The 22075-nt window shown below is 61.4% G+C and carries 24 protein-coding genes and 1 tRNA gene; 18 read left to right on the top strand and 7 right to left on the bottom strand.

All coding sequences use genetic code 11. The features are described 5' to 3' along the window. Positions 1-160: 160 nt before the first annotated feature. Both glpK and DBIPINDM_RS35555 read left to right on the top strand, forming a co-directional pair. A complete protein-coding gene (gene glpK, locus DBIPINDM_RS35550) occupies positions 161-1654 on the top strand; it encodes a glycerol kinase GlpK (protein WP_258583612.1) in 1494 nt (497 codons plus the stop codon). Between the two features lie 27 nt (positions 1655-1681). Next, a complete protein-coding gene (locus DBIPINDM_RS35555) occupies positions 1682-2167 on the top strand; it encodes a DUF6882 domain-containing protein (protein WP_258589423.1) in 486 nt (161 codons plus the stop codon). A 96-nt stretch (positions 2168-2263) separates the two neighbouring features. Here DBIPINDM_RS35555 and DBIPINDM_RS35560 read toward each other — a convergent pair whose 3' ends face one another. Beyond that, complete coding sequence (locus DBIPINDM_RS35560) at positions 2264-2770, bottom strand: BA14K family protein (protein WP_258583613.1); 507 nt, start codon at positions 2768-2770, stop codon at positions 2264-2266. Here DBIPINDM_RS35560 and DBIPINDM_RS35565 point away from each other — a divergent pair. From DBIPINDM_RS35565 to DBIPINDM_RS35605, 9 genes are all read left to right on the top strand, one after another. After that, entirely contained in the window at positions 2763-3020 is a 258-nt protein-coding gene (locus DBIPINDM_RS35565) for a hypothetical protein (RefSeq protein ID WP_258583614.1), read from the top strand. The two genes, DBIPINDM_RS35560 and DBIPINDM_RS35565, sit on opposite strands and share 8 nt — an antisense overlap. Positions 3021-3073: 53 nt before the next feature. Then, positions 3074-3149, top strand: a tRNA-Lys gene (locus tag DBIPINDM_RS35570). A gap of 115 nt (positions 3150-3264) precedes the next feature. After that, a complete protein-coding gene (locus DBIPINDM_RS35575) occupies positions 3265-4245 on the top strand; it encodes a DUF4238 domain-containing protein (protein WP_258583615.1) in 981 nt (326 codons plus the stop codon). 32 nt (positions 4246-4277) lie between these two features. After that, positions 4278-4859 carry a hypothetical protein gene (locus tag DBIPINDM_RS35580; RefSeq protein ID WP_258583616.1) on the top strand — a complete coding sequence of 194 codons (582 nt, stop codon included), beginning with the start codon at positions 4278-4280 and terminating at the stop codon, positions 4857-4859. Between the two features lie 452 nt (positions 4860-5311). Beyond that, positions 5312-6376, top strand: a complete 1065-nt coding sequence (locus DBIPINDM_RS35585; RefSeq protein ID WP_258589424.1) for a glycosyltransferase family 4 protein — start codon at positions 5312-5314, stop codon at positions 6374-6376. A gap of 41 nt (positions 6377-6417) precedes the next feature. Then, positions 6418-8580 (top strand): amylo-alpha-1,6-glucosidase, encoded by a 2163-nt coding sequence (locus tag DBIPINDM_RS35590; protein WP_258589425.1) that lies wholly within the window; start codon positions 6418-6420, stop codon positions 8578-8580. 101 nt (positions 8581-8681) lie between these two features. Continuing rightward, a complete protein-coding gene (locus DBIPINDM_RS35595) occupies positions 8682-10451 on the top strand; it encodes an alpha,alpha-trehalose-phosphate synthase (UDP-forming) (protein ID WP_258583617.1) in 1770 nt (589 codons plus the stop codon). Next, positions 10451-11233, top strand: coding sequence for a trehalose-phosphatase (gene otsB, locus DBIPINDM_RS35600; RefSeq protein ID WP_258583618.1), 783 nt, complete (start codon positions 10451-10453; stop codon positions 11231-11233). The genes DBIPINDM_RS35595 and otsB overlap by 1 nt, the downstream gene beginning before the upstream one ends. A 46-nt stretch (positions 11234-11279) precedes the next feature. After that, entirely contained in the window at positions 11280-11492 is a 213-nt protein-coding gene (locus DBIPINDM_RS35605) for a hypothetical protein (protein WP_258583619.1), read from the top strand. A gap of 9 nt (positions 11493-11501) precedes the next feature. Here DBIPINDM_RS35605 and dprA read toward each other — a convergent pair whose 3' ends face one another. The 5 genes from dprA to DBIPINDM_RS35630 form a co-directional block, all read right to left on the bottom strand. Continuing rightward, the gene (dprA, locus tag DBIPINDM_RS35610; protein ID WP_258583620.1) at positions 11502-12635 is read right to left on the bottom strand and encodes a DNA-processing protein DprA; all 1134 of its coding nucleotides are present in this window, start codon (positions 12633-12635) and stop codon (positions 11502-11504) included. Beyond that, the gene (plsY, locus tag DBIPINDM_RS35615) at positions 12632-13219 is read right to left on the bottom strand and encodes a glycerol-3-phosphate 1-O-acyltransferase PlsY (RefSeq protein ID WP_258583622.1); all 588 of its coding nucleotides are present in this window, start codon (positions 13217-13219) and stop codon (positions 12632-12634) included. The genes dprA and plsY overlap by 4 nt, the downstream gene beginning before the upstream one ends. 43 nt (positions 13220-13262) lie before the next feature. Next, complete coding sequence (locus DBIPINDM_RS35620; protein WP_258583623.1) at positions 13263-13985, bottom strand: class I SAM-dependent methyltransferase; 723 nt, start codon at positions 13983-13985, stop codon at positions 13263-13265. Between the two features lie 85 nt (positions 13986-14070). Then, on the bottom strand, positions 14071-15357 hold the full coding sequence (locus DBIPINDM_RS35625) for a dihydroorotase (RefSeq protein WP_258583624.1): 1287 nt from the start codon (positions 15355-15357) through the stop codon (positions 14071-14073). Then, positions 15354-16319: an aspartate carbamoyltransferase catalytic subunit gene (locus DBIPINDM_RS35630; protein ID WP_258583625.1), complete on the bottom strand. Its 966-nt coding sequence runs from the start codon at positions 16317-16319 to the stop codon at positions 15354-15356. Before DBIPINDM_RS35630 ends, DBIPINDM_RS35625 begins: the two co-directional genes overlap by 4 nt. Before the next feature lie 178 nt (positions 16320-16497). Here DBIPINDM_RS35630 and DBIPINDM_RS35635 point away from each other — a divergent pair, with 178 nt between their 5' ends. The 3 genes from DBIPINDM_RS35635 (at position 16498) to DBIPINDM_RS35645 (ending at position 19153) form a co-directional block, all read left to right on the top strand. Beyond that, positions 16498-18126, top strand: a complete 1629-nt coding sequence (locus DBIPINDM_RS35635) for a DNA alkylation response protein (protein WP_258583626.1) — start codon at positions 16498-16500, stop codon at positions 18124-18126. A 137-nt stretch (positions 18127-18263) separates the two neighbouring features. Then, complete coding sequence (locus DBIPINDM_RS35640) at positions 18264-18812, top strand: hypothetical protein (RefSeq protein WP_258583627.1); 549 nt, start codon at positions 18264-18266, stop codon at positions 18810-18812. Continuing rightward, a complete protein-coding gene (locus DBIPINDM_RS35645; protein WP_258583628.1) occupies positions 18812-19153 on the top strand; it encodes a DUF6105 family protein in 342 nt (113 codons plus the stop codon). Before DBIPINDM_RS35640 ends, DBIPINDM_RS35645 begins: the two co-directional genes overlap by 1 nt. On the opposite strand, the gene ruvX is transcribed toward DBIPINDM_RS35645, so the two are convergent. Then, entirely contained in the window at positions 19071-19577 is a 507-nt protein-coding gene (gene ruvX / locus DBIPINDM_RS35650; RefSeq protein WP_258583629.1) for a Holliday junction resolvase RuvX, read from the bottom strand. The two genes, DBIPINDM_RS35645 and ruvX, sit on opposite strands and share 83 nt — an antisense overlap. Before the next feature lie 123 nt (positions 19578-19700). Between ruvX and DBIPINDM_RS35655 the strand changes: the two genes are divergently transcribed. From DBIPINDM_RS35655 to gatC, 4 genes are all read left to right on the top strand, one after another. Further along, on the top strand, positions 19701-20408 hold the full coding sequence (locus DBIPINDM_RS35655) for a metal-dependent hydrolase (protein ID WP_258583631.1): 708 nt from the start codon (positions 19701-19703) through the stop codon (positions 20406-20408). A 24-nt stretch (positions 20409-20432) separates the two neighbouring features. Further along, on the top strand, positions 20433-20849 hold the full coding sequence (locus DBIPINDM_RS35660) for a hypothetical protein (RefSeq protein ID WP_258583633.1): 417 nt from the start codon (positions 20433-20435) through the stop codon (positions 20847-20849). Continuing rightward, positions 20846-21703 (top strand): radical SAM protein, encoded by an 858-nt coding sequence (locus DBIPINDM_RS35665; RefSeq protein ID WP_258583635.1) that lies wholly within the window; start codon positions 20846-20848, stop codon positions 21701-21703. Before DBIPINDM_RS35660 ends, DBIPINDM_RS35665 begins: the two co-directional genes overlap by 4 nt. An 80-nt stretch (positions 21704-21783) precedes the next feature. After that, positions 21784-22071: an Asp-tRNA(Asn)/Glu-tRNA(Gln) amidotransferase subunit GatC gene (gatC, locus tag DBIPINDM_RS35670; protein WP_027029060.1), complete on the top strand. Its 288-nt coding sequence runs from the start codon at positions 21784-21786 to the stop codon at positions 22069-22071. Positions 22072-22075 lie beyond the last annotated feature (4 nt).

Genomic DNA, 22075 nt, shown 5'->3' on the forward strand with positions numbered 1-22075 from the left:
GTCACCAAGAACGAGAAGGAAAAGCCGCAGACCGTCAACTACGACGAACTGGCCAAGAGCTGGCGGAAGTAACTGTCTATGCGGGCGTTCGCGCCCGTGTGAAATTGGGGGAGGCGGCGCGTTGCCGTCTCCCTCTTTGTATCAAGATGGAGGATGCTGAATGAGCGGTTTTGTGCTGGCAATCGACCAGGGAACGACGTCGACCCGGGCGATCCTGTTCGACGGCCAGATGAGAGTCGCCGGCAGCGGACAGAAGGAGTTCACCCAGCACTATCCGGCCTCCGGCTGGGTAGAGCACGACCCGGAAGAGATCTGGGCAAGCGTCGTGACGACTGTGAAGGCCGCGCTGAAGACTGCCGGCCGCGAAGCGTCCGACGTTGCGGCCATTGGCATCACCAACCAGCGTGAGACCGTCGTCATCTGGGACAAGGCGACGGGCAAGCCGATCCACAACGCTATCGTCTGGCAAGACCGCCGCACCGCGCCGCTCTGCCAGAAACTGAAGGAGCAGGGGCTGGAGAAGAAGTTCACGCGCAAGACAGGGCTGCTGCTTGATCCCTATTTCTCCGGCACCAAGATCGCCTGGATGCTCGACAAGGTGAAGGGCGCGAGGAAACGCGCCGAGAAAAGCGAGTTGCTGGCCGGCACCGTCGACAGTTTTCTGATCTGGCGGCTGACCGGCGGCAAAGTCCACGCCACCGATGCCACCAATGCGTCGCGCACGCTGGTCTACAACATCGCGGAAAACGCCTGGGACGACGAGCTTTTGGCCATTCTCAACATCCCGGCAAAAATGCTGCCGGAGGTCAAAGACTGCGCCGATGATTATGGAGTGACCGAGAAAAATCTGTTTGGCGCCGAGATAAAAATCCTCGGTGTCGCGGGCGACCAGCATGCCGCGACCATCGGCCAGGCCTGCTTTGAACCCGGCATGATGAAATCTACCTACGGCACCGGCTGCTTCGCGCTGCTCAACACCGGCAGCGATCTGGTGCGTTCGAAGAACCGGCTCTTGACCACCATCGCCTATCGGCTGAACGGCAAGACCACCTATGCGTTGGAAGGTTCGATCTTCATCGCAGGGGCTGCCGTGCAATGGCTGCGCGACGGCATCAAGGTGATCGGCAAGGCCGAGCAGAGCGGCAAACTGGCTGCCGAGGCCGACCCGACGCAAAACGTCTATCTGGTACCGGCCTTTGTCGGATTGGGCGCACCGCATTGGGACGCCGAAGCGCGCGGCGCCATCTTCGGACTGACCCGCAATTCCGGTCCGGCGGAGTTCGCGCGTGCCGCACTCGAAGCCGTCGCTTACCAGACCCGCGACCTGCTCGACGCCATGCGCAAGGACTGGAAGGGCACTTCGGCCAAAACGGTTCTCCGGGTCGATGGCGGCATGGTGGCGTCGGACTGGACCATGCAGCGCCTGGCCGACATTCTCGATGCGCCGGTCGACCGTCCGACCATCCTCGAGACGACCGCGCTGGGTGCGGCCTGGCTCGCCGGCTCGAAAGCCGGCGTGTGGCCGAAGGCGAAGGAGTTCGCCAAGAGCTGGGCGCTCGAGCGGCGGTTCAAGCCGGAGATGGATATGTCCACACGATCCGCCAAGTTGGCAGGCTGGCGCGATGCTGTGCGCAGGACCTTGAGCGTGCCATAACGGTCGCCACAGGAGGAAGATTTGACGGTGGGGGACATGCAGCCGGACTGGTATCCTGCTTGGCGCGACCAGGCTTTTGAACAGCTAACAGCCAAGAATGCTCGTTTGGAGAAGGAGTTCCGCCTCGGCCATTGGCCGCGCTATGACTACGACCTGACGACCGGCAGGCTTCTGTTCTCAGACCAAGGTGCCGTCAAAGTCGTTACCGAGATTCAGATTGCAGGCTCGACAAGCGCCAAAGCTGGTAACTGGCTTTGGGCCTGGTCAAATTCAAACTTACCCAGCGAACTTCTCGCCGACGCAAAACGGGTTCGTTCCTTCGGTGAGGAGAACGATATCGCCGAACTTCAACAGGCCTATGTGACCGACACGAAAGATGATCTGGAAACGCTGGGCTGGGAACTGACGGCAGCGATGGTGCGGATTTGCGACTCACTCGGGGCTTACCGCTCTCCGCGCGGGGAAGGGGGCGGTCTTTATCTGATCCTCAAAAGCGCAAACTGGGCCAACTGACACCGCTGATCGGGATGCTGAAAGTCCCACGCAAAAGACCCGCGCCGTTTCCGACGCGGGTCTTGTACCTACCAACTACTGATACTTATCCCTGGATCAGTAAGGCGAACGGCATTCCTGACGCGGGCCGTAGTTCGGCTGGAACGTGTTGTCCGAAGAGCGGTAACTGCGATAGTGGTCATAGCACCACTGCACGTGCGAGTTGCCTTCGTAGACGCGGTTGTTCTCGTTGTTGATGATCGCACCGGTGATCAAGGCACCAGTCGCGAATGCCGCGAGCGGGAACCAATAGTCGCCGTGACGGCGATAACCACGATGGTATTCGCTATAGCCGCGATGGCCGTTCCAATAGCCGCCGCCGTCATTGTTTCGCGCAAAGTTGCGATTGCCGTTGAAATTGCGGTTGCTGAAATTGCGATTGCCATTCAAATGGCGGTTGCGATGCCCCCACCACTCAGGGCGAGTCTCTCCGACATTCAGGATATCTGACGAACTCGCCGATGCCTGGGGCACAAGGATCTGGGCAGCATTGGCCGGCATGGCCGCTGCAGCGAATGAAACTGACAAGGTGGTCGCCAGTATACCCGATACGATCTTGTTCATTGTCTTCTCCTTCGAAAGGGTGATTGACGTCCCTTGTGGCGAGACAACGGGCAGTGCACATGATGGTTCCTCGCAAAACACCAAGTTGCTGATTCGTAATGTTTCTCCGGCCTGTCACCCGCACTACAAAGTGCTCAGCCAATGGCTCTGCCAAGCTTATATCTCCCTTCATCGAAGTGGCCGCTTGGGCAAGTGGACGACGCTGGAAAAGCTTGGCTCTCTGATCCGTTTTTTCCGGTTGACCGGTTGAGCCACTCTCCCTATGTTCCGCGCAATTTCGAGGGCCGCCTTTCGCGCCCGCGGGAGCGCGTAGCTCAGCCGGTAGAGCAACTGACTTTTAATCAGTAGGTCATGGGTTCGAATCCCATCGCGCTCACCAAAAACAAAATAAAATCAACTGTTTGCAAGAGGTCGGACGGCAGGCGTAATAGGCCCATTTCCATGTCCGCGTAGTGTCCGCAAAATAGAGGTGCCTCGAAAGCTAGGGGATCAGTTTGCCGCGGTTCGCAAATAAGAGCCACCACTTCATCCCGAAAGCGTATCTGTCGGCATGGACTGACCCCGCTACGCCGGCGGACCAAATGCCCTATGTGTGGCTATTCCCGCGCACGGGAGGAGACGGCCGCCGAAAATCGCCTAAAAACATGTTCCAGGAAACGGATATGTATACGGTGGCCATGCCGGACGGCAGCCGAGATTTGTCATTCGAACATGGGTTGAGCCAACTTGAGAGTGGCATGGCACGGCTGCGCGAAGACTTTGTCGAGCAGCGGAAACTCCTTCCGAACATTTTACGGATGAAGCTCTCTGTGTTTATCGCCGCGATGCATTCTCGGACTCCGCGATTTCGGGATCATCAGCGTCAGCAGTGGCAGAAGATCCTGTCTACCGGCGACGAAATCACGAAACAGATGGCAACCAAAACGCCGGCCGAAAGAGCACGGATCGCTCGACTAAGCCTTCCCCCTAGCGGCCCTACGATGTCGATGGAAGACGTGCAGCGCATCGTCGACTATCCGATCCAATCAATCGCGCCGGCAGTGATCGAATCGGAATTTCCATTCTTAATGCAGATGAGACTTACCGTTTTCTGCAGCGACCCATCAGGCCAAGGCTTTATCACCTCGGACGCGCCTGTGGTTTGGTATGACCCCGAGGCCTACAAACGGCCTCCGATGTATCGAGGCGCCGCGCTGATGTACGAAAGCTTGGAGATCACGATGCCGCTCTCGCCGCGCAGAATGCTTTTTATTGCCCATGACAAGCCAATGTCGAAGGGCGTTAAGCCGATTATTGCCCATGACAAGCCAATGTCGAAGGGCGTTAAGCCGATCTCCTACACCGATGTCTCAGAAGATGTTGTCGTCGCGTTGAACCGACGCACCGCGCGATTTGCCGATCAGGAGATAGTCGTCAGCAAAGATTTTTTTGATGGCCGCTGGACGCCCGGAAAGCCAAGGGTCGACATATCCTGACCAATGAAAGCCCGATCAAAGGATTCAGACCCATGGCCCAGGTGAGAGTGAAACTGAAGGCTCGTCGCCAAATCAATATCCATAATGATCTCGGCGGTGCGGCGTTCTATTTCAAGAAAAAGGTCGACCATCGAATCGAGACGGATGATCGCGAGGGCATTTCCTTCGAGATTATGGCGGGGCTGACATTCCTCGCTTTTGAGGCTGAGGCTAAGTTTAATTTCCTCGGATACAAACTGATCAAGGGATGGAATGAACGGGAGCAAGCTTCGAAGAAAGTTGAAGCTGTTTGTGGCGCTCTCGGGGTAAAGCCGGACCACGCAGCGAGGCCATATTCGAGCCTATCGAGGCTTCGAACTTTCCGAAACACCTTGGCGCATGGGAAGCCTGACGAACACACCTTCGATCAAGAGGTCGTAGCTACCGTCGAGGAGCTAGAGGCCATGGGCATCCTGCATGCCGAATGGGAAAGTCACATTGATCAGACATTTTTGAGCGAAGCGTACGACGACCTGGATCAAATCTGGAAAGACCTTTTGGAGAAATCCGGGTTGACCATATTCGATACACTCACGCACGGTAGCAGCCATATGAGTTTTATAGAGCACGTTTGAGGCTTTTCAGGCAGCGGCGCGACAGAACAATATTCCGCAACGATGTCATATCTGATCAATTGTCAGTTGAGGCGAAGCTTGAGTGGCGTAAAAAAGCGTGGTCTTTCAATTGCTTAAAGAGATCGTGCGGTCCGCCCCGCTAGACGTGTCCGCGTTGCGTCCGGATTTCGCGGCGGATTCAGAATATTTGCCGCCCAGCCTCTGATCAGACCAGTCACCCGAAGCTCGCCGGTTCCGGCGGGCATCCTTGGGTTCCTGCACATCCTTGGGTTCGTGCACTTGGGGCCTCCTTGGCTGCCGTGAGTGCAATTCGGCGGCCCAAAGGAAATAGGGCGGCTCGATCGAACATCAAACGCTCTTCGACCATTCGACGCATCTGCCAATGAGGCAGGAACGATCCTGCGGCTGAAGCATTTCGCTCCATGACCAGTTCATCGAGGGAAGGCCGGGCCATGAAGATTGCCCATGTCGCACCATTGTACGAATCCGTGCCGCCAAGGCTCTATGGCGGCACCGAGCGCATTATTTCTTACCTTACCGAGGCCCTCGTCGACCTCGGCCACGACGTGACGCTGTTCGCCAGTGGCGACACCAAGACCTCCGCCAGGCTCGTGCCATGCCGCGAGCGGGCGCTTCGTCTCGATCCGCGTCCGCTCAAGTCCGAGATCGCGGCGCATCTGTCGATGTTAGATGAGGTGAGGAAGCAGGCCGACGATTTTGACGTCATTCACTTCCATCTCAGCCATTTCCTGCATTTCCCGTTTTTCCGCGATATGCCGCAGCGCACGGTGACGACGCCACATGGCAGACTGGACTACGCGGACCTCGCACAAGCCTATGACCGGTTCCCGCGGTTCCCGATGATTTCGATATCGCGCAGCCAGCGAGCGCGATTCGGATCCGCGAACTGGCTGGCGACGATCCATCACGGGCTGCCGGTCGATCTCTACGAACCCGACTTCGAGGCAGGCTCGGATGGTGGCTATCTTGCCTTTCTCGGCAGGATGTCGCGCGACAAGCGGCCGGACCGGGCGATCGAGATTGCTCGCCGCACCGGCCTGAAGCTCAAGCTCGCGGCCAAGATCGGCGACGACGATCGCGCCTATTTCGAGGAAATCGTCCAACCCATGATCGATGGCCACCAGATCGAATATGTCGGCGAGATCAATGAGCAGCAGAAAGCGGCGTTTCTCGGAAACGCCGTCGCCCTGCTTTTCCCGATCGATTGGCCGGAGCCGTTCGGCCTTGCCGTGATCGAGGCGATGGCGTGCGGGACGCCGGTCATGGCCTGGAGTTGCGGCGCCATGCCGGAGATCGTCGACCACGGCGTGACCGGTTTCGTCGTCGAGACCATAGAGGATGCCGTTGCCTCCATGCCGGCTCTCCTGCAACTCGACAGACGGCGTGTCAGGGCGGTGTTCGAGCGGCGCTTTTCAGCCCGCAGGATGGGTCAGGATTACGCCGCCGCCTATGCAGAGTTGGTCGACGACGCCGGCAATCACATAAAGGCCTCGTAGCGGTGTGCCCACTGGAATGAACAGGGACAGGCCTATTGACCATCAGCCCACTTGACGAGCGCACGCTCGATCCGGCCATAGCACTGGCGTCTCTCGATGAGACGGCGCCGCGGGAACCGCACAGGCTGTTCGCCCTCAAGCATGGCGACTGCTTTGTCGTTGCCGACGCTTATGGCGATATACGCGGCGTCGGTGACGGGTTCTTTCGCGACGACACGCGCGTGCTTTCTGAATTTCGCCTCACTGTCGGCGGGCGGTCGACGTCGTTGCTTGGCGCGTCGCTGAGCCAGGACAACGTCCTCTTCACCGCCAATTTGACCAATCTGCCGATTGAAAGCGCTGCTGGCCGCCAGATTCCGCAAGGCGCCATCCATATCGAGCGCGTCAGGCTGCTGTGGGAGGAAAGGCTGTATGAGCGCATAACACTCTCCAATTACAGTCGGGAACATTCGACGATCCTGCTGTCGCTGCGCTTTGGCGCCGATTTCCGCGACATGTTCGAAGTCCGGGGCTCGACCCGCTCGAAGCGTGGAACCGCCCATACGGCCGAGATCACAGGGAACGCGGTCGTGCTCCGCTACGAAGGCCTGGACAAGGTGGTGCGCACATCGGCGATATCGTTTTCGCAGACGCCCGACCAGCTGACCTCCGAGCGGGCGGATTTCGTCATCGCCGTCACCAAGCGCAGCAGCCAGACGCTTTACGTGGAGGTGGGCAACGAGACAGACGATCGCCCCGAAAGCCATCGGTTTCGCGCTGCCGCCGCCCGTGCTCGTTTCGGCATGCGCGCCAAACGCCGGCATGGCGCGACGCTGCACAGTTCGGGCCGCGTTTTCAACGACTGGATGGCGCGGGCTCGCGCCGATGTCGCGCTGCTCACGACGGAATTGCCAACCGGGCCGTATCCCTATGCCGGCATTCCGTGGTTTTCCACGGCCTTTGGCCGGGATGGCGTGATTTCAGCCTTGCAGATGCTCTGGCTCAATCCTGGGCTGGCGCGGGGCGTCCTGGCGTTTCTCGCCCAGCACCAGGCGACCGAGACCTCGCCTTTCAGCGATTCCGAACCCGGCAAGATCATGCACGAAACCCGCAAGGGCGAGATGGTGGCGCTCAGCGAGTTGCCGTTCGGCCGCTACTATGGCGGTGTCGACACGACGCCGCTCTATATTCATCTTGCCTGCGCCTATGCGGACCGCACGGGGGACATAGCCTTCATCGATACGCTGTGGCCATCGCTGTGCGCCGCGGCCGAGTGGATCGAAACGGCGAGCCGTTCGACGGGTTTCCTCACCTACCAGCGCGCGGCAGAATCCGGCCTTGCCAACCAGGGATGGAAGGACAGTTTCGATTCCGTCTTTCACGCCGATGGCCGCATTCCGAAGGGGCCGATCGCGCTGGTCGAGGTGCAGGGCTACGCCTTCGCGGCGTTCCAGGGGTTGGCGAAACTGGCACGGCTGCGCGGCGAAACGGAGCGGGCGGAGAGTTGGGAAGTACGCGCGGACACACTTCGCCAAAAAGTCGAGCGCCATTTCTGGATCGAGGACCTCAGCTACTATGCGCTGGCACTGGACGGCGATGGTCAGCCCTGCAAGGTGCGCACATCCAATGCCGGTCACCTGCTTTACGTCGGCCTTCCCAGCCCGGATCGCGCGCGCATGGTCGCCGACCAGCTGCTGTCGGCCTCGTTCCATTCCGGCTGGGGACTGCGGACGCTGGCGGACGACGCGATCTTCTTCAATCCGATGTCCTATCACAACGGGTCCATCTGGCCGCACGACACAGCGATCTGCGCGGCCGGGCTGGCGCGATACGGCAGCCGCGACAGCGTGGTGCGGCTGATGAGCGGAACTTTCGAATCCGCCGTTCATTTCAACATGCGTCTGCCAGAACTCTTTTGCGGCTTCACGCGCGCAGCCGGCGAAGCGCCGATTGCCTATCCGGTGGCCTGCCTGCCACAAGCCTGGTCCGCCGGCTCGGCCTTCATGCTCATGCAATCGTGTCTCGGCCTTCAGATCGATGGCTGGACAGGCGAGATCCATGTGACCCGGCCGCGCCTGCCGATCGGCATCGACAGCCTCGTCGTCCGCCATCTTTCGGTAGGGCAGGCGGCGGTGGATCTGACATTCCAGCGCGTGGGAGATCGTGTCGGCGCCTTCCTTGCGGAACCGCATGAAGGGCTGGTGCCTCTGGTGGTCAGAAGCTGAAAAATCGGAACCATCACGCCACCGTGAGCGTTGGGCCATAAGACTATGGGTGCCGGAGCTCCAGCCCCTGCTGTATCCCATTGAAAGGTAAATCGATTTCAATGCCCGACAACAGTTCGTACCTGGTCGTTCCCCCATTCGCACTATGGCTCTTCACCCTTGCAGCTGTCGGCGTCTTGATCATCGCGCTGGTGACGATGATGTTGCGGGCGCGCAAGGGCGGCAGGCTGGCCGCTGCAGAGGTCGAATCCGTTCGCGGCCCGTTGCCGGAATTCGAGAAGAATGGGCAGTCGGCCGTTGCCGCGCTGGTGCAGTGGTCGTCCGAAACGCTGCGTCATATCCTGGCAACGGAACTCCCCGATGCCCAGGTGATCGTCGTCTCAAATCGTGAGCCGTACATCCACAACCGCGAGGGCGACGACATCCAGCTGGTCGTACCCGCCAGCGGGCTCGTCTCCGCCCTGGAGCCGATCACGCGCGCCTGTGCGGGCACGTGGATCGCCTATGGCGGCGGCTCGGCCGACGCGCTTGTCGTCGACAAGAACGACCGGATCGAGGTGCCGCCGGACAATCCTTCCTACACGCTGCGCCGCGTCTGGCTGAGTGAGGAGGAACAGCAAGGTTATTATCTCGGCTTTGCCAATGAAGGCCTCTGGCCGCTGTGCCATATCGCTTTCACCCGGCCGATATTCCGCGCCTCCGACTGGGAGGCCTACGAAGCGGTCAACCGCAAATTCGCCGACACCGTTGTTGCTGAAGCCCGCAACGAGCGGCCGATCGTGCTGGTCCAGGATTACCATTTCGCGCTGTTGCCGCGCATGATCCGGGAGCGCCTGCCAGAGGCGATCATCATCACCTTCTGGCACATTCCGTGGCCGAATTCGGAAGTGTTCAGCATCTGCCCGTGGCGTGAGAAGATTCTCGAGGGCCTGCTCGGCAGTTCGATCGTCGGCTTTCACACCCAGTTCCATTGCAACAACTTCATCGACAGTGTCGACCGTTTCCTGGAAAGCAGGATCGAGCGCGAGGATTCGGCCATTTCCCATGGCGGCGAGATCAGCCTGGTTCACGCCTATCCGATTTCAATCGAATGGTCGCCACCGCATCTGGACAAGCTGCCGGACGCAGCGCAATGCCGCCGGCAGGTTCGCGAGAAATTCGGCCTGGCCGAGGATGTCAGGCTGTGCGTAGGTGTTGAACGTCTCGACTACACCAAGGGCATCCTCGATCGCTTCAATGCGCTCGATGAACTGCTGACGCTTCATCCGGAATGGATCGGCAAGGTGGCGTTACTGCAGATCGCGGCGCCCAGCCGCGGCACTCTGCCTGCCTATCAACAACTGTACGAGGAGTGCCTGCGCCATGCCGAGGATCTCAACCAGCGTTATGGCCGCGAAGGCTACACGCCTGTCCTGATGGTGACGGAACATCACTCGCAGCTGCAGGTCTACGAAATCTACCGCGCCGCCGACGTCTGCATGGTCACCAGCCTGCATGACGGCATGAACCTGGTTGCCAAGGAGTTTGTCGCGGCGCGCGAGGATGAACAGGGTGTGCTGCTGCTCAGCATGTTCGCCGGCGCCTCGAAGGAGCTGCTGGAAGCACTGATCGTCAATCCCTATGACGCGGCGATGATGGGCGACGCCTTGCTGCAGGCCTTGACCATGTCGCAGGAGGAGCAACGCCAGCGCATGCGACGCATGCGCGAGATCGTGCGCGAAAACAATGTCTATCGGTGGGCGGGCAGCATGCTTCTCGATGCTGCGCGTTTGCGCAAGCGTGATGCAGTCGATCGTGCCGTGGGTGCTGCTCCAGCGGCCCCAGCCAATGTGATATCGCTGCTTGATCGCAGACGCGTGGCGGCGCTGTGATGTCGATATTGCCAAACCTGCCGGAACCCCTCGTCCCGCAAGGGCCATGGAGCCTGTTCCTCGATATCGATGGCACGCTTCTCGAACATGCCGCGCACCCCGATGCGGTGGTTGTCAGTGAGGAGTTGCGCATGCTGTTGACACGGCTTGAATCGCAATTGGACGGAGCATTGGCGTTCATCACGGGACGGTCGATCGCCGCTGTCGACCATCTCTTCCAGCCTCTCAGATTGCGCGCCGCGGGGCTCTATGGCCTCGAGCACAGGCTGGCACGCGATGGTCCGGTCGAAGCCGCCGTCGAACCGGCTGACATTGCAGCGCTTGCCAACGAAATCGCGACGGAACTGGACAATGCGGATGTCTATATCGAACGCAAGGGACCAATCCTGGCCATTCATACACGCGCGGCACCGCATTTGCTGCAGCGGGCGACGCAGCTGGTCGAACAGGCACTGGACAAATTACCCGCGGGATATCGGGTCTTGGCCGGGAATGCCGGTGTGGAATTGATGCCGCTGGAGGCGGCGAAGGGAGCAGCTATCCGACGCTTCATGCAGATTCCGGATTTCGGGGGACGCCGACCGGTGTTCCTCGGTGACGATACTTCAGACGAGAACGGGTTCGAGGTCGTCAACGAATTGGACGGCGTCTCGGTTCGCATAAAGCCGTACGGATCGACAGCGGCACCTTTTGCGCTGGCCGGCGTGGATGCGGCCTTGGCCTGGCTGGACGGGATGAACAAACGCGAGACCGCGGCCACGCTGGCCGCAATGGCCAAATGAACCGGATTGCACCCAAGCCACTTCTCGCGCATGGAAGGAGTTTGCAATGACCCAACTGACCAGCTTCATCCGGGAAATCATGCCTGCCTGGCTGCGGCGGCACTCTGAGCCGCAAAGCGTTGATGACAAGACGGCAGCTGAGCCGTTGCGTCCCGAAGACGCCGATGCAATCTGGCGCAAGGCTGTCGAGAACGATTTGTTTGGAGCCAACACAACGGATTATGCCGAGACCGGGGGGAAGGGCTGCAATCGCCATTGACGATTGCTCTCAGCCGTCCCCGAAAACCAGCGAGACATTACCGCCGGCATGGCGTTCGAGCCGGCCGGCGAGGTCGAGTTCCAAAAGCACCATGAAGACCTGGGCCGGGTGCAGGCCGGTGTGGCGGATGATTTCGTCGACCGACACCGGCGTCGGTCCGAGCGCCTCGACGACCTTGGCGCGGTCGCTCTCGCCGGGTGGCGGGGTGGCTGAAAAATCCGGTGGGTCGTCGAATGGCGGCACGTCAGGCGCCCGCATGCCGGTCAGCGGCGCGATCGCCCTGGAAACATCCGATGCCTCGGTAACCAGCGTGGCGCCGTCCTTGAGCAGGCCGTTGGTGCCGGCCGCGCGTGGGTCGAGCGGGGATCCCGGCACGGCGAACACCAGCCGCCCCATTTCACCGGCAAGCCTGGCGCTGATCAGCGAGCCCGAACGTTGTGCCGCCTCGACCACCACCAGCCCAAGGGCAGCACCCGCGACAAGGCGGTTGCGGCGTGGAAAATCCTGGGCGCGCGGCTGCCAGCCGAACGGCATTTCCGAAATGATGGCGCCGCGCTCGGCAATTTCCGCGCACAGGCCGGCATTCTCGGGCGGGTAGGGCAGGTCGAGGCCTCCAGCCAGCACGCCGATCGTGCCGGTCGAAAGACTGCCCTGATGCGCTGCCGTGTCGATGCCGCGCGCCAGGCCGGAGACGATGCCATAGCCGTCGCCGCCAAGATCGGCCGCCAGCATGCGCGCCATCTTGATGCCGGCCAGCGATGCGTTGCGGGCGCCGACGATGGCAACACCCGGCAGCCGAAAGACAGCGGCATTGCCCTTCACCGCCAGCAGCGGCGGCGGATTGTCCATGCTTCTCAGCAGCGGCGGATAGTCGGGCTCGCCGATACCAACGAAACGCGCGCCAGCCCGGCGGGCCGCCTCGAGTTCGGCCTCGGCTTCGGCGATTGAGGGAATGCGGGCGATCCGGCTGGCGCCACCCGAAATCATCAGTTCCGGCAGGATTTCCAGCGCCACCTCGGCGGAGCCGAAGCGGTTGATCAGGTCGCGAAAGGAAGCGGGGCCGACATTCTGGGTGCGGATCAGTCGCAGCCAGCTCAGCCGCTGCCGGTCGCTGAGGCGCGGCCCGGCGGCCGGCTCGCTCACCCCTTGGCTCCGATCTTGCCCTCGGTGCCGGCAAGCAGCCGCGAAATATTCGCCCTATGCTTGATGAAGACGATGATGCTCATCACCACGAACAGGGCGGCAATCTGCGGTGTGCTCATGAAATAGAGAGCAATCGGCACAACAACGGCCGCGGTCAGCGCTGCCAGCGAGGAGAAGCGAAACAGGAACGCCATCACCAGCCAGACAATGGCGAAGATCAGCGCCACCTGCCAGGCAAGGCCGATCAGCACGCCGAGATAAGTCGCGACGCCCTTGCCGCCCTTGAAGCCAAGCCAAACCGGGAAGAGGTGGCCGAGAAAGGCTCCGAGGCCGGCCCAGATAGCCGTTTCTGGTGCGAAATGGCCAGCAATCAGAACGGCGGCGGTGCCCTTCAGCGCGTCGAGCAGCAGCGTCGCCGCGGCAAGTCCCTTGTTGCCGGTGCGCAGCACGTTGGTGGCGCCGATATTGCCCGAGCCGATCTTGCGCACGTCACCAAGGCCGGCGGCTCGGGTCAGCAGCAGCCCGAAGGGAATCGAGCCGAGCAGATAGCCGAAGACAAGTGCTGGGATGATGCCGTAATTCATTGTTTCCCCCCATATTTTCTTATGTCATCGCCTTGGCTTGCGTTCAAGCCAAGGCGCAGACGAACGAGTCACCGATCGGGGGTCCTTCGCCTGGCGCTCTTTGGACGATTCGCCAGCCGCAGCCTTCCACCAGACAGGTAAGGAAATCGGGGTTGTAAAAGCACATGCCGCCGTTCTTGTCCGGGCTCCTGTCTTCGAACTCGGCGATCCCGGTATCCAGGAAGCAAGTGAAAAGGAGGCGGCCCTGGGTTGCGGTGTGGCGGCGCAGGAGGCTGAAGATGAATGCTGCATCATCGGGGTTCTGGTGGGTGATCACAGAAAATAGCGAGACGACGTCAAAGGCGTGCAAGGGCAGCGGGAGTTCCGTCTCATTGGAGAGTGGGCGCCCTTTCGGGTTATAGAGCGGGTGGTGCGCGTCCAGAAGGACATAGGAGAAACGGGGATCGCGTACGGTGGAGCGCAGGAAGTCGATCATCTCCGCGAAGCAGTCGACACCGGTGTAGGATCGGATCGGAATCCTGCGATTTAGGATAGCCTGGGTGAACCGGACGCCGCAGCCGAAGTCGAGCAGCCGGCTGGCTGCGAGGGTCTTCAATCCGATCTGTTGCCGCATCCTCTCCAGCAGCCAGGCACCGCTATCCTCCGGCGGCATCAGGGAACTCACCTTCTGGGAATTCCGGTTGAACTTCTGTGTGACGATGATCTTCGGCGCGGGACGAAGGCTATGCCAGATCGACTGCAGCCAGGAAGGATGATGCGATCTCATGGCAAAGGCTCTTGGAGGAGTCGGTGGATGACAGTTCACTGTACCGCGAAACCAGAGTACTGCGAAGATTGGCTGGTCGGCAGGGTTAAGCTGAAAATACTGTGCGGCCGGCCACCAGCGTTTGCAAGACCTTGCCTTGCAGGCGTGCGCCTTCGAAGCAGGTGTTCTTCGAGCGCGAGCGAATGCCGCTTTCACTGACGATCCAGGGTTCATCGAGATCGACAAGCGCAAGGTCGGCGACGGCACCCGGCTTCAATGTTCCGCCGGGCAGGCCGAACAGTTTTGCCGGCGCGGTGGACAAGGTCTCGACCAGCCGCAGCAACGGCACGTCGCCATTGTGGTAAAGCCGCAAGGCAGCACCAAGCAACGTCTCCAGCCCAATGGCACCGGCGGCCGCGTCAGCGAAGGGCAGGCGCTTGGTGTCGACATCCTGCGGATCGTGCGAGGAGACGATGATGTCGACCGTGCCGTCCCTGACCGCCTCGATCATCGCCAGCCGGTCTTCCTCAGCGCGCAGCGGCGGCGTCAGACGGAAGAAGGTGCGGTATTCGCCGACATCGTTTTCATTGAGCGACAGATTGTGGATCGACACGCCAGAAGTGACGGCAGCACCATCGGCTTTCGCGCGCGTCATGGCGTTTGCCGCCATCGCCGTCGAGATTTTTGCCGCATGGTAGGAGCCGCGCGTCAGCCGCGCCAAGGCAAGGTCGCGCTCCAGCGGGATCGATTCGGCTTCACGCGGAATGCCGGAGAGGCCGAGCCAGCTGGCGTACAGGCCTTCGTTCATGACGCCTGACGAACCGAGGTCGGCATCCTGCGTCTCATGCACGATGGTGGCGCCGAAATCGCGGGCATAAGTCAGGGCACGGCGCATCACCAGCGCGCTTGATATGGTGTGGCGGCCATCGGTGAAGGCGACAGCACCTGCCTCGCGCAACAGGCCGAACTCGGTCATCTCGCGGCCGTCGAGGCCCTTGGTGATCGCCGCCGCCGGGAAGATATTGACGATCGCGGTGTCCTTGGCGGTGCGCAGCACGAACTCGACCAGTGCCACATTGTCGATCACCGGGTCGGTATCGGGCATCATGACGACAGAGCTGACGCCGCCGGCCGCTGCCGCGACACTCGCGGAAGCGATGGTTTCGCGATGCTCGCCGCCCGGCTCGCCGATGAAGACACGGCCGTCGATCAGACCGGGAATGATCGCCTTGCCGGCGCAATCAATTGTTATGGCGCCCTCGGGGGTGCCCTGGTTCAACGCCGCCTTGCCCGCGGCAACGATCTTGCGGCCCTCGACAATGACGGAGCCGACTTCGTCGATGCCGCGCGAGGGGTCGACAATGCGGGCGCGTTCAAAGACCGTAGTGCTCATGCGCCGCGGCCCTCTTGATTACGACGGGGATCGAGCAGCGCTTCCATCACCGCCATGCGCACGGCGACACCCATCTCCACCTGTTCCTGGATGACGCTTTGCGGACCGTCGGCGATTTCCGAGGCGATCTCGACGCCGCGGTTCATCGGGCCGGGATGCATGACCATTGCGTCGTCCTTGGCCGCCTTCAGCTTCTCGGCGTCGAGGCCGAAATAGCGGAAATATTCGCGCACCGAAGGCACGAAGGCGCCTTCCATCCGCTCGCGCTGCAGGCGCAGCATCATCACCACGTCGGCGTCCTTGAGGCCCTCGGCCATCGACCGTGTGACGATGACGCCCATCTTCTCGATACCGGAGGGCAGAAGCGTCGAAGGCGCGACGACCCGAACCTGCGCGCCAAGTGCGTTGAGCAGCATGATGTTGGAGCGGGCCACGCGCGAATGCAGGATGTCGCCGCAGATCGCGACGATCAGCTTCGACAGCGGACCCTTGGCGCGGCGGATGGTCAGCGCATCGAGCAGTGCCTGTGTCGGATGCTCATGCGCGCCGTCGCCGGCATTGACCACCGAGCAGCCGACCTTTTGGGCCAGAAGGGCGGCGGCACCCGCCGACTGATGGCGGATGATCAATATATCGGGCCGCATGGCGTTCAGCGTCATCGCGGTGTCGATGAGCGTCTCGCCCTTCTTCACCGAGGAACTCGCCACCGACATGTTCATTACGTCGGCGCCGAGCCGCTTTCCGGCCAGCTCGAACGAGGACTGCGTCCGGGTCGAGGCCTCATAGAAGAGGTTGATCTGGGTACGGCCGCGCAGCGTCGAGGTCTTCTTCTCGGACTGCCGCGAAATCGCGACGGCCCGATCCGCCCTGTCGAGCAAAAGCTCGATGTCGGCGGGCGAAAGGTCGCTGATGCCCAGAAGATGGCGGTGAGGGTAGAGTGGCAGGGACGAAGCGTCGGTCATCTCAAGGGGCTGCTATAGGGTGCGGATTTTGCGCCTGCAAGCACCAGCTTTGGATTGGCGCCGTTCTCCCCGGTATTTTCGTCGCGCGCGCGGCAACGCTTGGCTATATCTAGCCGATGGCTTCGGATTCGTGGCTTTCGCACGATAGGGACCTTTTCTACCGATTGAAGGATTGGGCGTGACCGACGACGTAACGAACCAGCCGCCGCCGCTGACGGGTGGCAACGCCTGGCGGGGGGATCCGTTGCTGATCCAGCTTGCCGAGCGCTTTTCCGACCCGGTGCGCAAGGATCTCGACGGTCTCGGCCGTTTCGTCCTGACGCAGGAAGCGCAGGAACTGGCGCGTCTCGCCAATGTCGAGACGCCGAAACTCAGGACGCATGATCGCCAGGGACGGCGCATCGACCTGGTCGAATTCCATCCCGCCTACCACGCCTTGATGCGTCGCTCGGTGGCCAACGGGCTGCATTCTTCGGTCTGGGAAAATGGCGACGCCGAGATCGGCCGCCGGCATCAGGTGCGCGCCGCGCGTTTCTACCTGACCGCCGAGCTCGAGACCGGGCATCTCTGCCCGATCACCATGACCAGTGCCTCGCTGGCGGCACTGATGGCCAGTCCAAAACTGTTCCGCGAATGGGCGCCGCGCGTGACGACCCGCAAATACGACCAGAGCCAGAAGCCGCCGGTCGAGAAGACCGGGCTGACGCTCGGCATGGGCATGACCGAGAAGCAGGGCGGCACGGATGTGCGCGCCAATGTGACCAGGGCCGAACGCGCCGGCAGCGGCTTCTATCGCCTGACCGGGCACAAATGGTTCATGTCGGCGCCGATGTCGGACGCCTTCCTGGTGTTGGCGCAAGCGCCGGAGGGACTGTCCTGCTTCCTCGTGCCACGCGTTCTCGGTGACGGGTCGGGCAATGGCTTTCGCTTCCAGCGCCTGAAGGACAAGCTCGGCAACCGCTCCAACGCGTCTTCCGAGGTCGAATTCGTCAACGCCATCGGCGAGATGGTTGGCGAACCTGGCGCCGGCGTGAAGACGATCATGGACATGGTGACCTTGACCCGGCTCGACTGCGCGGTGGCGTCGTCGGCGATCATGCGGGCAGGGCTGGCGGAAGCGGTTCATCATGCCCGCCATCGCCAGGTGTTTGGCTCGACCTTGATCGAGCAGCCGCTGATGCAGCGCGTGCTGGCCGATATGGCGTTGGATGTTGCCGCCGCCACCGCTCTGTCGTTCCGGCTGGCGCGGTCCTTCGACGAAGCGGCGAGCGATCGCGGCGAGGCGGCGTTTGCACGTGCCATGACGCCGGTCGTCAAATATTGGGTGTGCAAGATCGCACCGCCGCTGCTCTACGAAGCGATGGAATGCCTCGGCGGCAATGGCTATGTCGAGGAGGCGCCGCTCGCCCGTTATTACCGCGAAGCTCCTGTCAACGCGATCTGGGAAGGGTCGGGCAATGTCATGGCGCTCGACGTGCTGCGTGTGCTCGGCCGCGCGCCTGGCCTGTTCGAAGAGGTGCTGGCCGGTATCGACCGTGACCTCGGCGCCGGCGGGCGCGGAACGATCGGTGTGCTGAAGGCGGCGATGCAGGTGGCTTCGACCGATGAGGGCTCGGCACGCCTGCTGACCGAACAGCTGGCGTTGTCAGCCGCCGCAGCGGAACTGCGCCGGCTGGGGGCAGGGCGGATTGCCGATGCCTTCGTCGAAACCCGCCTGGCCGGCCAGTGGCGCAACACCTATGGCATGCTCGATGCGCGCCACGACGCGCGCATGATCATCGACACGCTCTATCCGCCGGTGAACTGAGCCGAGAACGGGTGTATCGAACGTATCCAAGAGGACCGTGGTGCGCCCTGTGGATCGCCGTTAACCTTAACAAATGGTTTCCGTTGCGGCCGCGAGCGGCAAAGCCCACTGTCATTCCTGCCGAAGCAGGAACCACGATGCGACACGTACTGACCTCCTTTCTGTCTGTGCACTGGGCAATTGTCTTCGCCCTGCTGGCGCTGATCTGCATCGATGGAGACCGCGGTGTGGCGGCAGCCCTTGGCGTGCTCGGTGTGACCATCGAGAGCGCCCGGCTCGTCAATCTGGAGAACATCGTCGTGGTCGCGCCGCTGGCCACCGCCCTGCTGGTCGTGTCGGTGCTGTTCTTCTGGGCCTTTGTCGATTGCTTGATCAACGATGGTACCAGCCCGGGCGCCGACAGCGTCGTTCGCATCGCCTTCATTTCCGCTTCCGGTGTCCTGTCGATGATCCTGATCGGTGGCGCCGCGCAGGGCATCAACGGGCTCTTCATGGTCGTCGCGGTGCAGTTGGCCGCACTTCTGGCCTCCTATGTCGCGATGCTTGCCGAGCGGCGCTCGGCGGCTGCCTCGGATGACGCCGATTTTCGCGCCACGGCGCACAGCATGGCGAAGGCAGCGGCCCATAATTCGCTGCTCTCCCTGATATCGGGCCGGACCGGCCCGAACGGGAAGGGAGGTCGCTGATGCGCTACATCTTCGCATTTTGGGCGGCTCCGATGGCGCTGTTCTGGGGCTGGTTCTACCTGTCGCTCAACGACATGAATTTCGGCTATGTGATGCTGACCCGGCAGCTGCACGATTTCGTGTTTCAGCTTTATGGCCAGATGCTCGGCATCGATCCGGCCATCATCCCGGGCATGGTGGCCAAGGCCTGCATCTTCGACGGGTTTCTGCTGATGGCGATATGGGCATTTCGCCGCCGCCGCGAAATCTGGGACTGGGTCAGACGGCGTCAGTCGGGTCCGATTCCGTTCGATCGGCTGAATCGAGTGACTGAAGCCGGTCCAAAACTCCCTGCAGAATAAAGGCCGCGGCCGCCGAATCGATCTTGCCGGCGCGTTTGGCGCGCGAGAAATCCATTTCGATCAGCGTCCTTTCGGCCGCCACCGTCGACAGCCGCTCATCCCAGAACACGAAGGGCAGGTCGCTCAACTGTGCCATGTTGCGCACGAAGGCACGCGATTTCTGCGCGCGCGGACCTTCCGACCCATCCATGTTGATCGGCAGTCCGATCACCACGGCGCCGACATTCTCCTTCTCCAGCAAGGCCAGAAGCACGGCGGCATCGAGTGAGAATTTCCGCCGCATGATGACCGGGCGTGGGTGAGCAAAGGAGAATCCCCGATCGGAAACCGCGACGCCGATCGTCTTGTCGCCGAGATCGAGCCCGGCCAGTGTCTTGCCGCCGGCAAGCCGAGCCGGCAATTCCTCGATCGTGATAATACTCAACGGCCGTCCTTCGCCTTTCACCACCACGTGTTTTGTCAAACGCGCAACGGACACGGTAACCCTTTGATCTCGGGACCATCGGCGTTCTATCCTCTGGCCCGACAAAAATCGAGGAATGCATTCATGAAACTGACCTGGTACGGCCATTCGGCCTTCCGTATCGAAACCGGCGACTCCAAGATCCTCATCGACCCGTATCTGATCGGCAATCCGTCCTGGACGGGTGGCTGGGAAGGGCCGGCCGAAGGGATCACGCATGTTCTGCTGACGCACGGACACAACGACCACATCAGCGGCGCGCTGGAAGTGCTCGGCAAGAGCGGCGCCCAGCTGGTCGCCAATTTCGAGATCTGCATGTATCTGGTCGGCAAGGGCGCCGACGGCAACAAGATCAATCCCAGCAACATCGGCGGCACGGTCGATTGCGGCGGCTTCACCACCACTTTCGTCCAGGCGCTGCACTCCTCCTCGTTTGGCAAAGAGGGCGGCAAAAACGTCTATCTCGGCAATCCGGGCGGGCTGGTCCTGCATTTCCCGGAAGACCGGACGCTCTACCATATGGGCGATACCGACATCTTTTCCGACATGGCGCTGATCAACGAATTGCATGAGCCGAAGATCGGCATCGTGCCGATCGGCGACCGTTTCACCATGGGTGGCGCGGTGGCGGCACTTGCCTGCCGCCGCTTCTTCAAGTTCGACACGGTCGTCCCTTGCCACTTCGGCACGTTTCCGATGATCGATCCGACGCCTGAGAAATTCGAGGCCGGTCTGGAAGGGTCCGGTGTTAAGGTCGCATTGCCTAGGATCGGCGAGACGATTACGATCTAGAGGCAGATAAAGCGGAACAAATCCATGGCGTTGGGGCGATCTCTTTGCGTGTCCATGTTTGTCGCGGCATCGCCCGCGCTCGCCGCGGATGATTTCATCGAAGGCGTCTACCTTCAGTCCGAGGAGCTTTGTGCACAGGCCAAAAAGGATACGCTGCAGACGCTGATCGACGCCGGCAACATCGTGTTGTCGGCGCACGGCCTGCAAGGCGTCGAATATAGCTGTGAGTTCGTTCAGGTCAGCAAGGCGACACGCTCGCCGAGCTGGGCGGTGACGGCCATCTGCCAGGAGCCAGGCTATGTCTTTCCCGATGTGCTCTCGGTGACGCAAATGAACCCGACGCAGGTTGATCTCGTATCGGTCCGGCCGATTGATGACGAAAGCGAGGCGAGCGGCAACAGCGGCAGCTACCATCTATGCGAGGGCGTTGCCTTGCCATGACGATGCTGAACCGTGTCAGGTCGCTTTTTCGCCGTGAGCGGCTGGTGTTCCCGAAACTGGAACTGCATGTCGCGCATGGCTGCAATCTGTCTTGCGACAGCTGTTCGCACTACTCCAATCACGGCCATTCCGGCACCGTCTCGCTCGAGGAGGCGGACCGCTGGATGGGGCTGTGGAGCCGGCGCATAGACGTTGTCTGGTTCTCCATCCTGGGCGGAGAACCCACCATCCATCCGGAGCTGCCGTCCTTCGTCGGACTGGTCCGTCGGCACTGGCCGAGTGCCCGCATAGAGATCGTCAGCAACGGCTTTTTCCTGCACCGTCACCCGACATTGCCGGCGATTCTCGCCGCCGATGGCAACACCCAATTGAGTGTCTCGGTTCATCACGCCTCCGAGGAGTACCAGGAAAGGTTGAAACCGGTCTTCGCTCTCCTGGAGGCGTGGCGCCGCGAACACGGGATATATGTTCAGATCCGCCCATCAGACAAGAATTGGACCCGTCGCTACGAAGGCTTCGGCGACGCCATGTTGCCTTTCGAGGATGGCGACCCCCGCGCCAGTTGGGAAATCTGTCCGGCTCGCGAATGCAAGCAACTCCACGCCGGACAGATCTGGAAGTGCGCGCCTCTCGCCTATCTGCCGATGCAGAAGGCAAAATACCGCCTCTCCGACAAGTGGGATCCCTATCTGGCATATCGACCGCTTGAACCGGGCTGTTCCAATGCGGAATTGCGAGCCTTCGCCGCGCTGGAAGACGAGGACGCATGCGGCATGTGTTCGTCAAAGAGGCGATTGTTCGAGTTGCCCAACCCGCTGCGCCGCCCCAAGGACCGGGTCAGCACGGCAGCCTAGTGCGATGCCTGGCATGATGCATGTTGCGCAGTGCGCGCCGCGCCGCTATAGCCCGAACTGGTTTTCCCGAGGCAAAATGTATGTCCGTTGATGTCAAGACAGTGAAGCGCGTCGCGCGTCTCGCCCGCATTGCGGTGAGCGAAGAAGATGCCGAACGCATGACCGGCGAGCTGAACGCCATACTGGGCTTTGTCGAGCAGCTGAACGAGGTCGATGTGTCCGGCGTCGAGCCGATGACCTCGGTGACGCCGATGGAGATGAAGAAGCGCAGGGATGTCGTCACCGACGGCAACAAGGCGGCCGACATCGTCGCCAATGCGCCGGCGACCGAAGAGAATTTCTTCCTCGTGCCGAAGGTCGTGGAGTAAGGCG

The organism is Mesorhizobium sp. AR02, from assembly GCF_024746835.1.
GTDB lineage: Bacteria > Pseudomonadota > Alphaproteobacteria > Rhizobiales > Rhizobiaceae > Mesorhizobium.

Bases quoted from the DNA above. Each gene is read 5' to 3' on its own strand.
- glpK (WP_258583612.1), top strand. From the start codon at position 161: ATGAGCGGTTTTGTGCTGGCAATCGACCAGGGAACGACGTCGACCCGG.
- DBIPINDM_RS35560 (WP_258583613.1), bottom strand. From the start codon at position 2,770: ATGAACAAGATCGTATCGGGTATACTGGCGACCACCTTGTCAGTTTCA.
- DBIPINDM_RS35580 (WP_258583616.1), top strand. From the start codon at position 4,278: ATGGCCCAGGTGAGAGTGAAACTGAAGGCTCGTCGCCAAATCAATATC.
- DBIPINDM_RS35585 (WP_258589424.1), top strand. From the start codon at position 5,312: ATGAAGATTGCCCATGTCGCACCATTGTACGAATCCGTGCCGCCAAGG.
- DBIPINDM_RS35595 (WP_258583617.1), top strand. From the start codon at position 8,682: ATGCCCGACAACAGTTCGTACCTGGTCGTTCCCCCATTCGCACTATGG.
- otsB (WP_258583618.1), top strand. From the start codon at position 10,451: ATGTCGATATTGCCAAACCTGCCGGAACCCCTCGTCCCGCAAGGGCCA.
- DBIPINDM_RS35605 (WP_258583619.1), top strand. From the start codon at position 11,280: ATGACCCAACTGACCAGCTTCATCCGGGAAATCATGCCTGCCTGGCTG.
- plsY (WP_258583622.1), bottom strand. From the start codon at position 13,219: ATGAATTACGGCATCATCCCAGCACTTGTCTTCGGCTATCTGCTCGGC.
- DBIPINDM_RS35620 (WP_258583623.1), bottom strand. From the start codon at position 13,985: ATGAGATCGCATCATCCTTCCTGGCTGCAGTCGATCTGGCATAGCCTT.
- DBIPINDM_RS35625 (WP_258583624.1), bottom strand. From the start codon at position 15,357: ATGAGCACTACGGTCTTTGAACGCGCCCGCATTGTCGACCCCTCGCGC.
- DBIPINDM_RS35630 (WP_258583625.1), bottom strand. From the start codon at position 16,319: ATGACCGACGCTTCGTCCCTGCCACTCTACCCTCACCGCCATCTTCTG.
- DBIPINDM_RS35640 (WP_258583627.1), top strand. From the start codon at position 18,264: ATGCGACACGTACTGACCTCCTTTCTGTCTGTGCACTGGGCAATTGTC.
- DBIPINDM_RS35645 (WP_258583628.1), top strand. From the start codon at position 18,812: ATGCGCTACATCTTCGCATTTTGGGCGGCTCCGATGGCGCTGTTCTGG.
- DBIPINDM_RS35655 (WP_258583631.1), top strand. From the start codon at position 19,701: ATGAAACTGACCTGGTACGGCCATTCGGCCTTCCGTATCGAAACCGGC.
- DBIPINDM_RS35660 (WP_258583633.1), top strand. From the start codon at position 20,433: ATGGCGTTGGGGCGATCTCTTTGCGTGTCCATGTTTGTCGCGGCATCG.
- DBIPINDM_RS35665 (WP_258583635.1), top strand. From the start codon at position 20,846: ATGACGATGCTGAACCGTGTCAGGTCGCTTTTTCGCCGTGAGCGGCTG.
- gatC (WP_027029060.1), top strand. From the start codon at position 21,784: ATGTCCGTTGATGTCAAGACAGTGAAGCGCGTCGCGCGTCTCGCCCGC.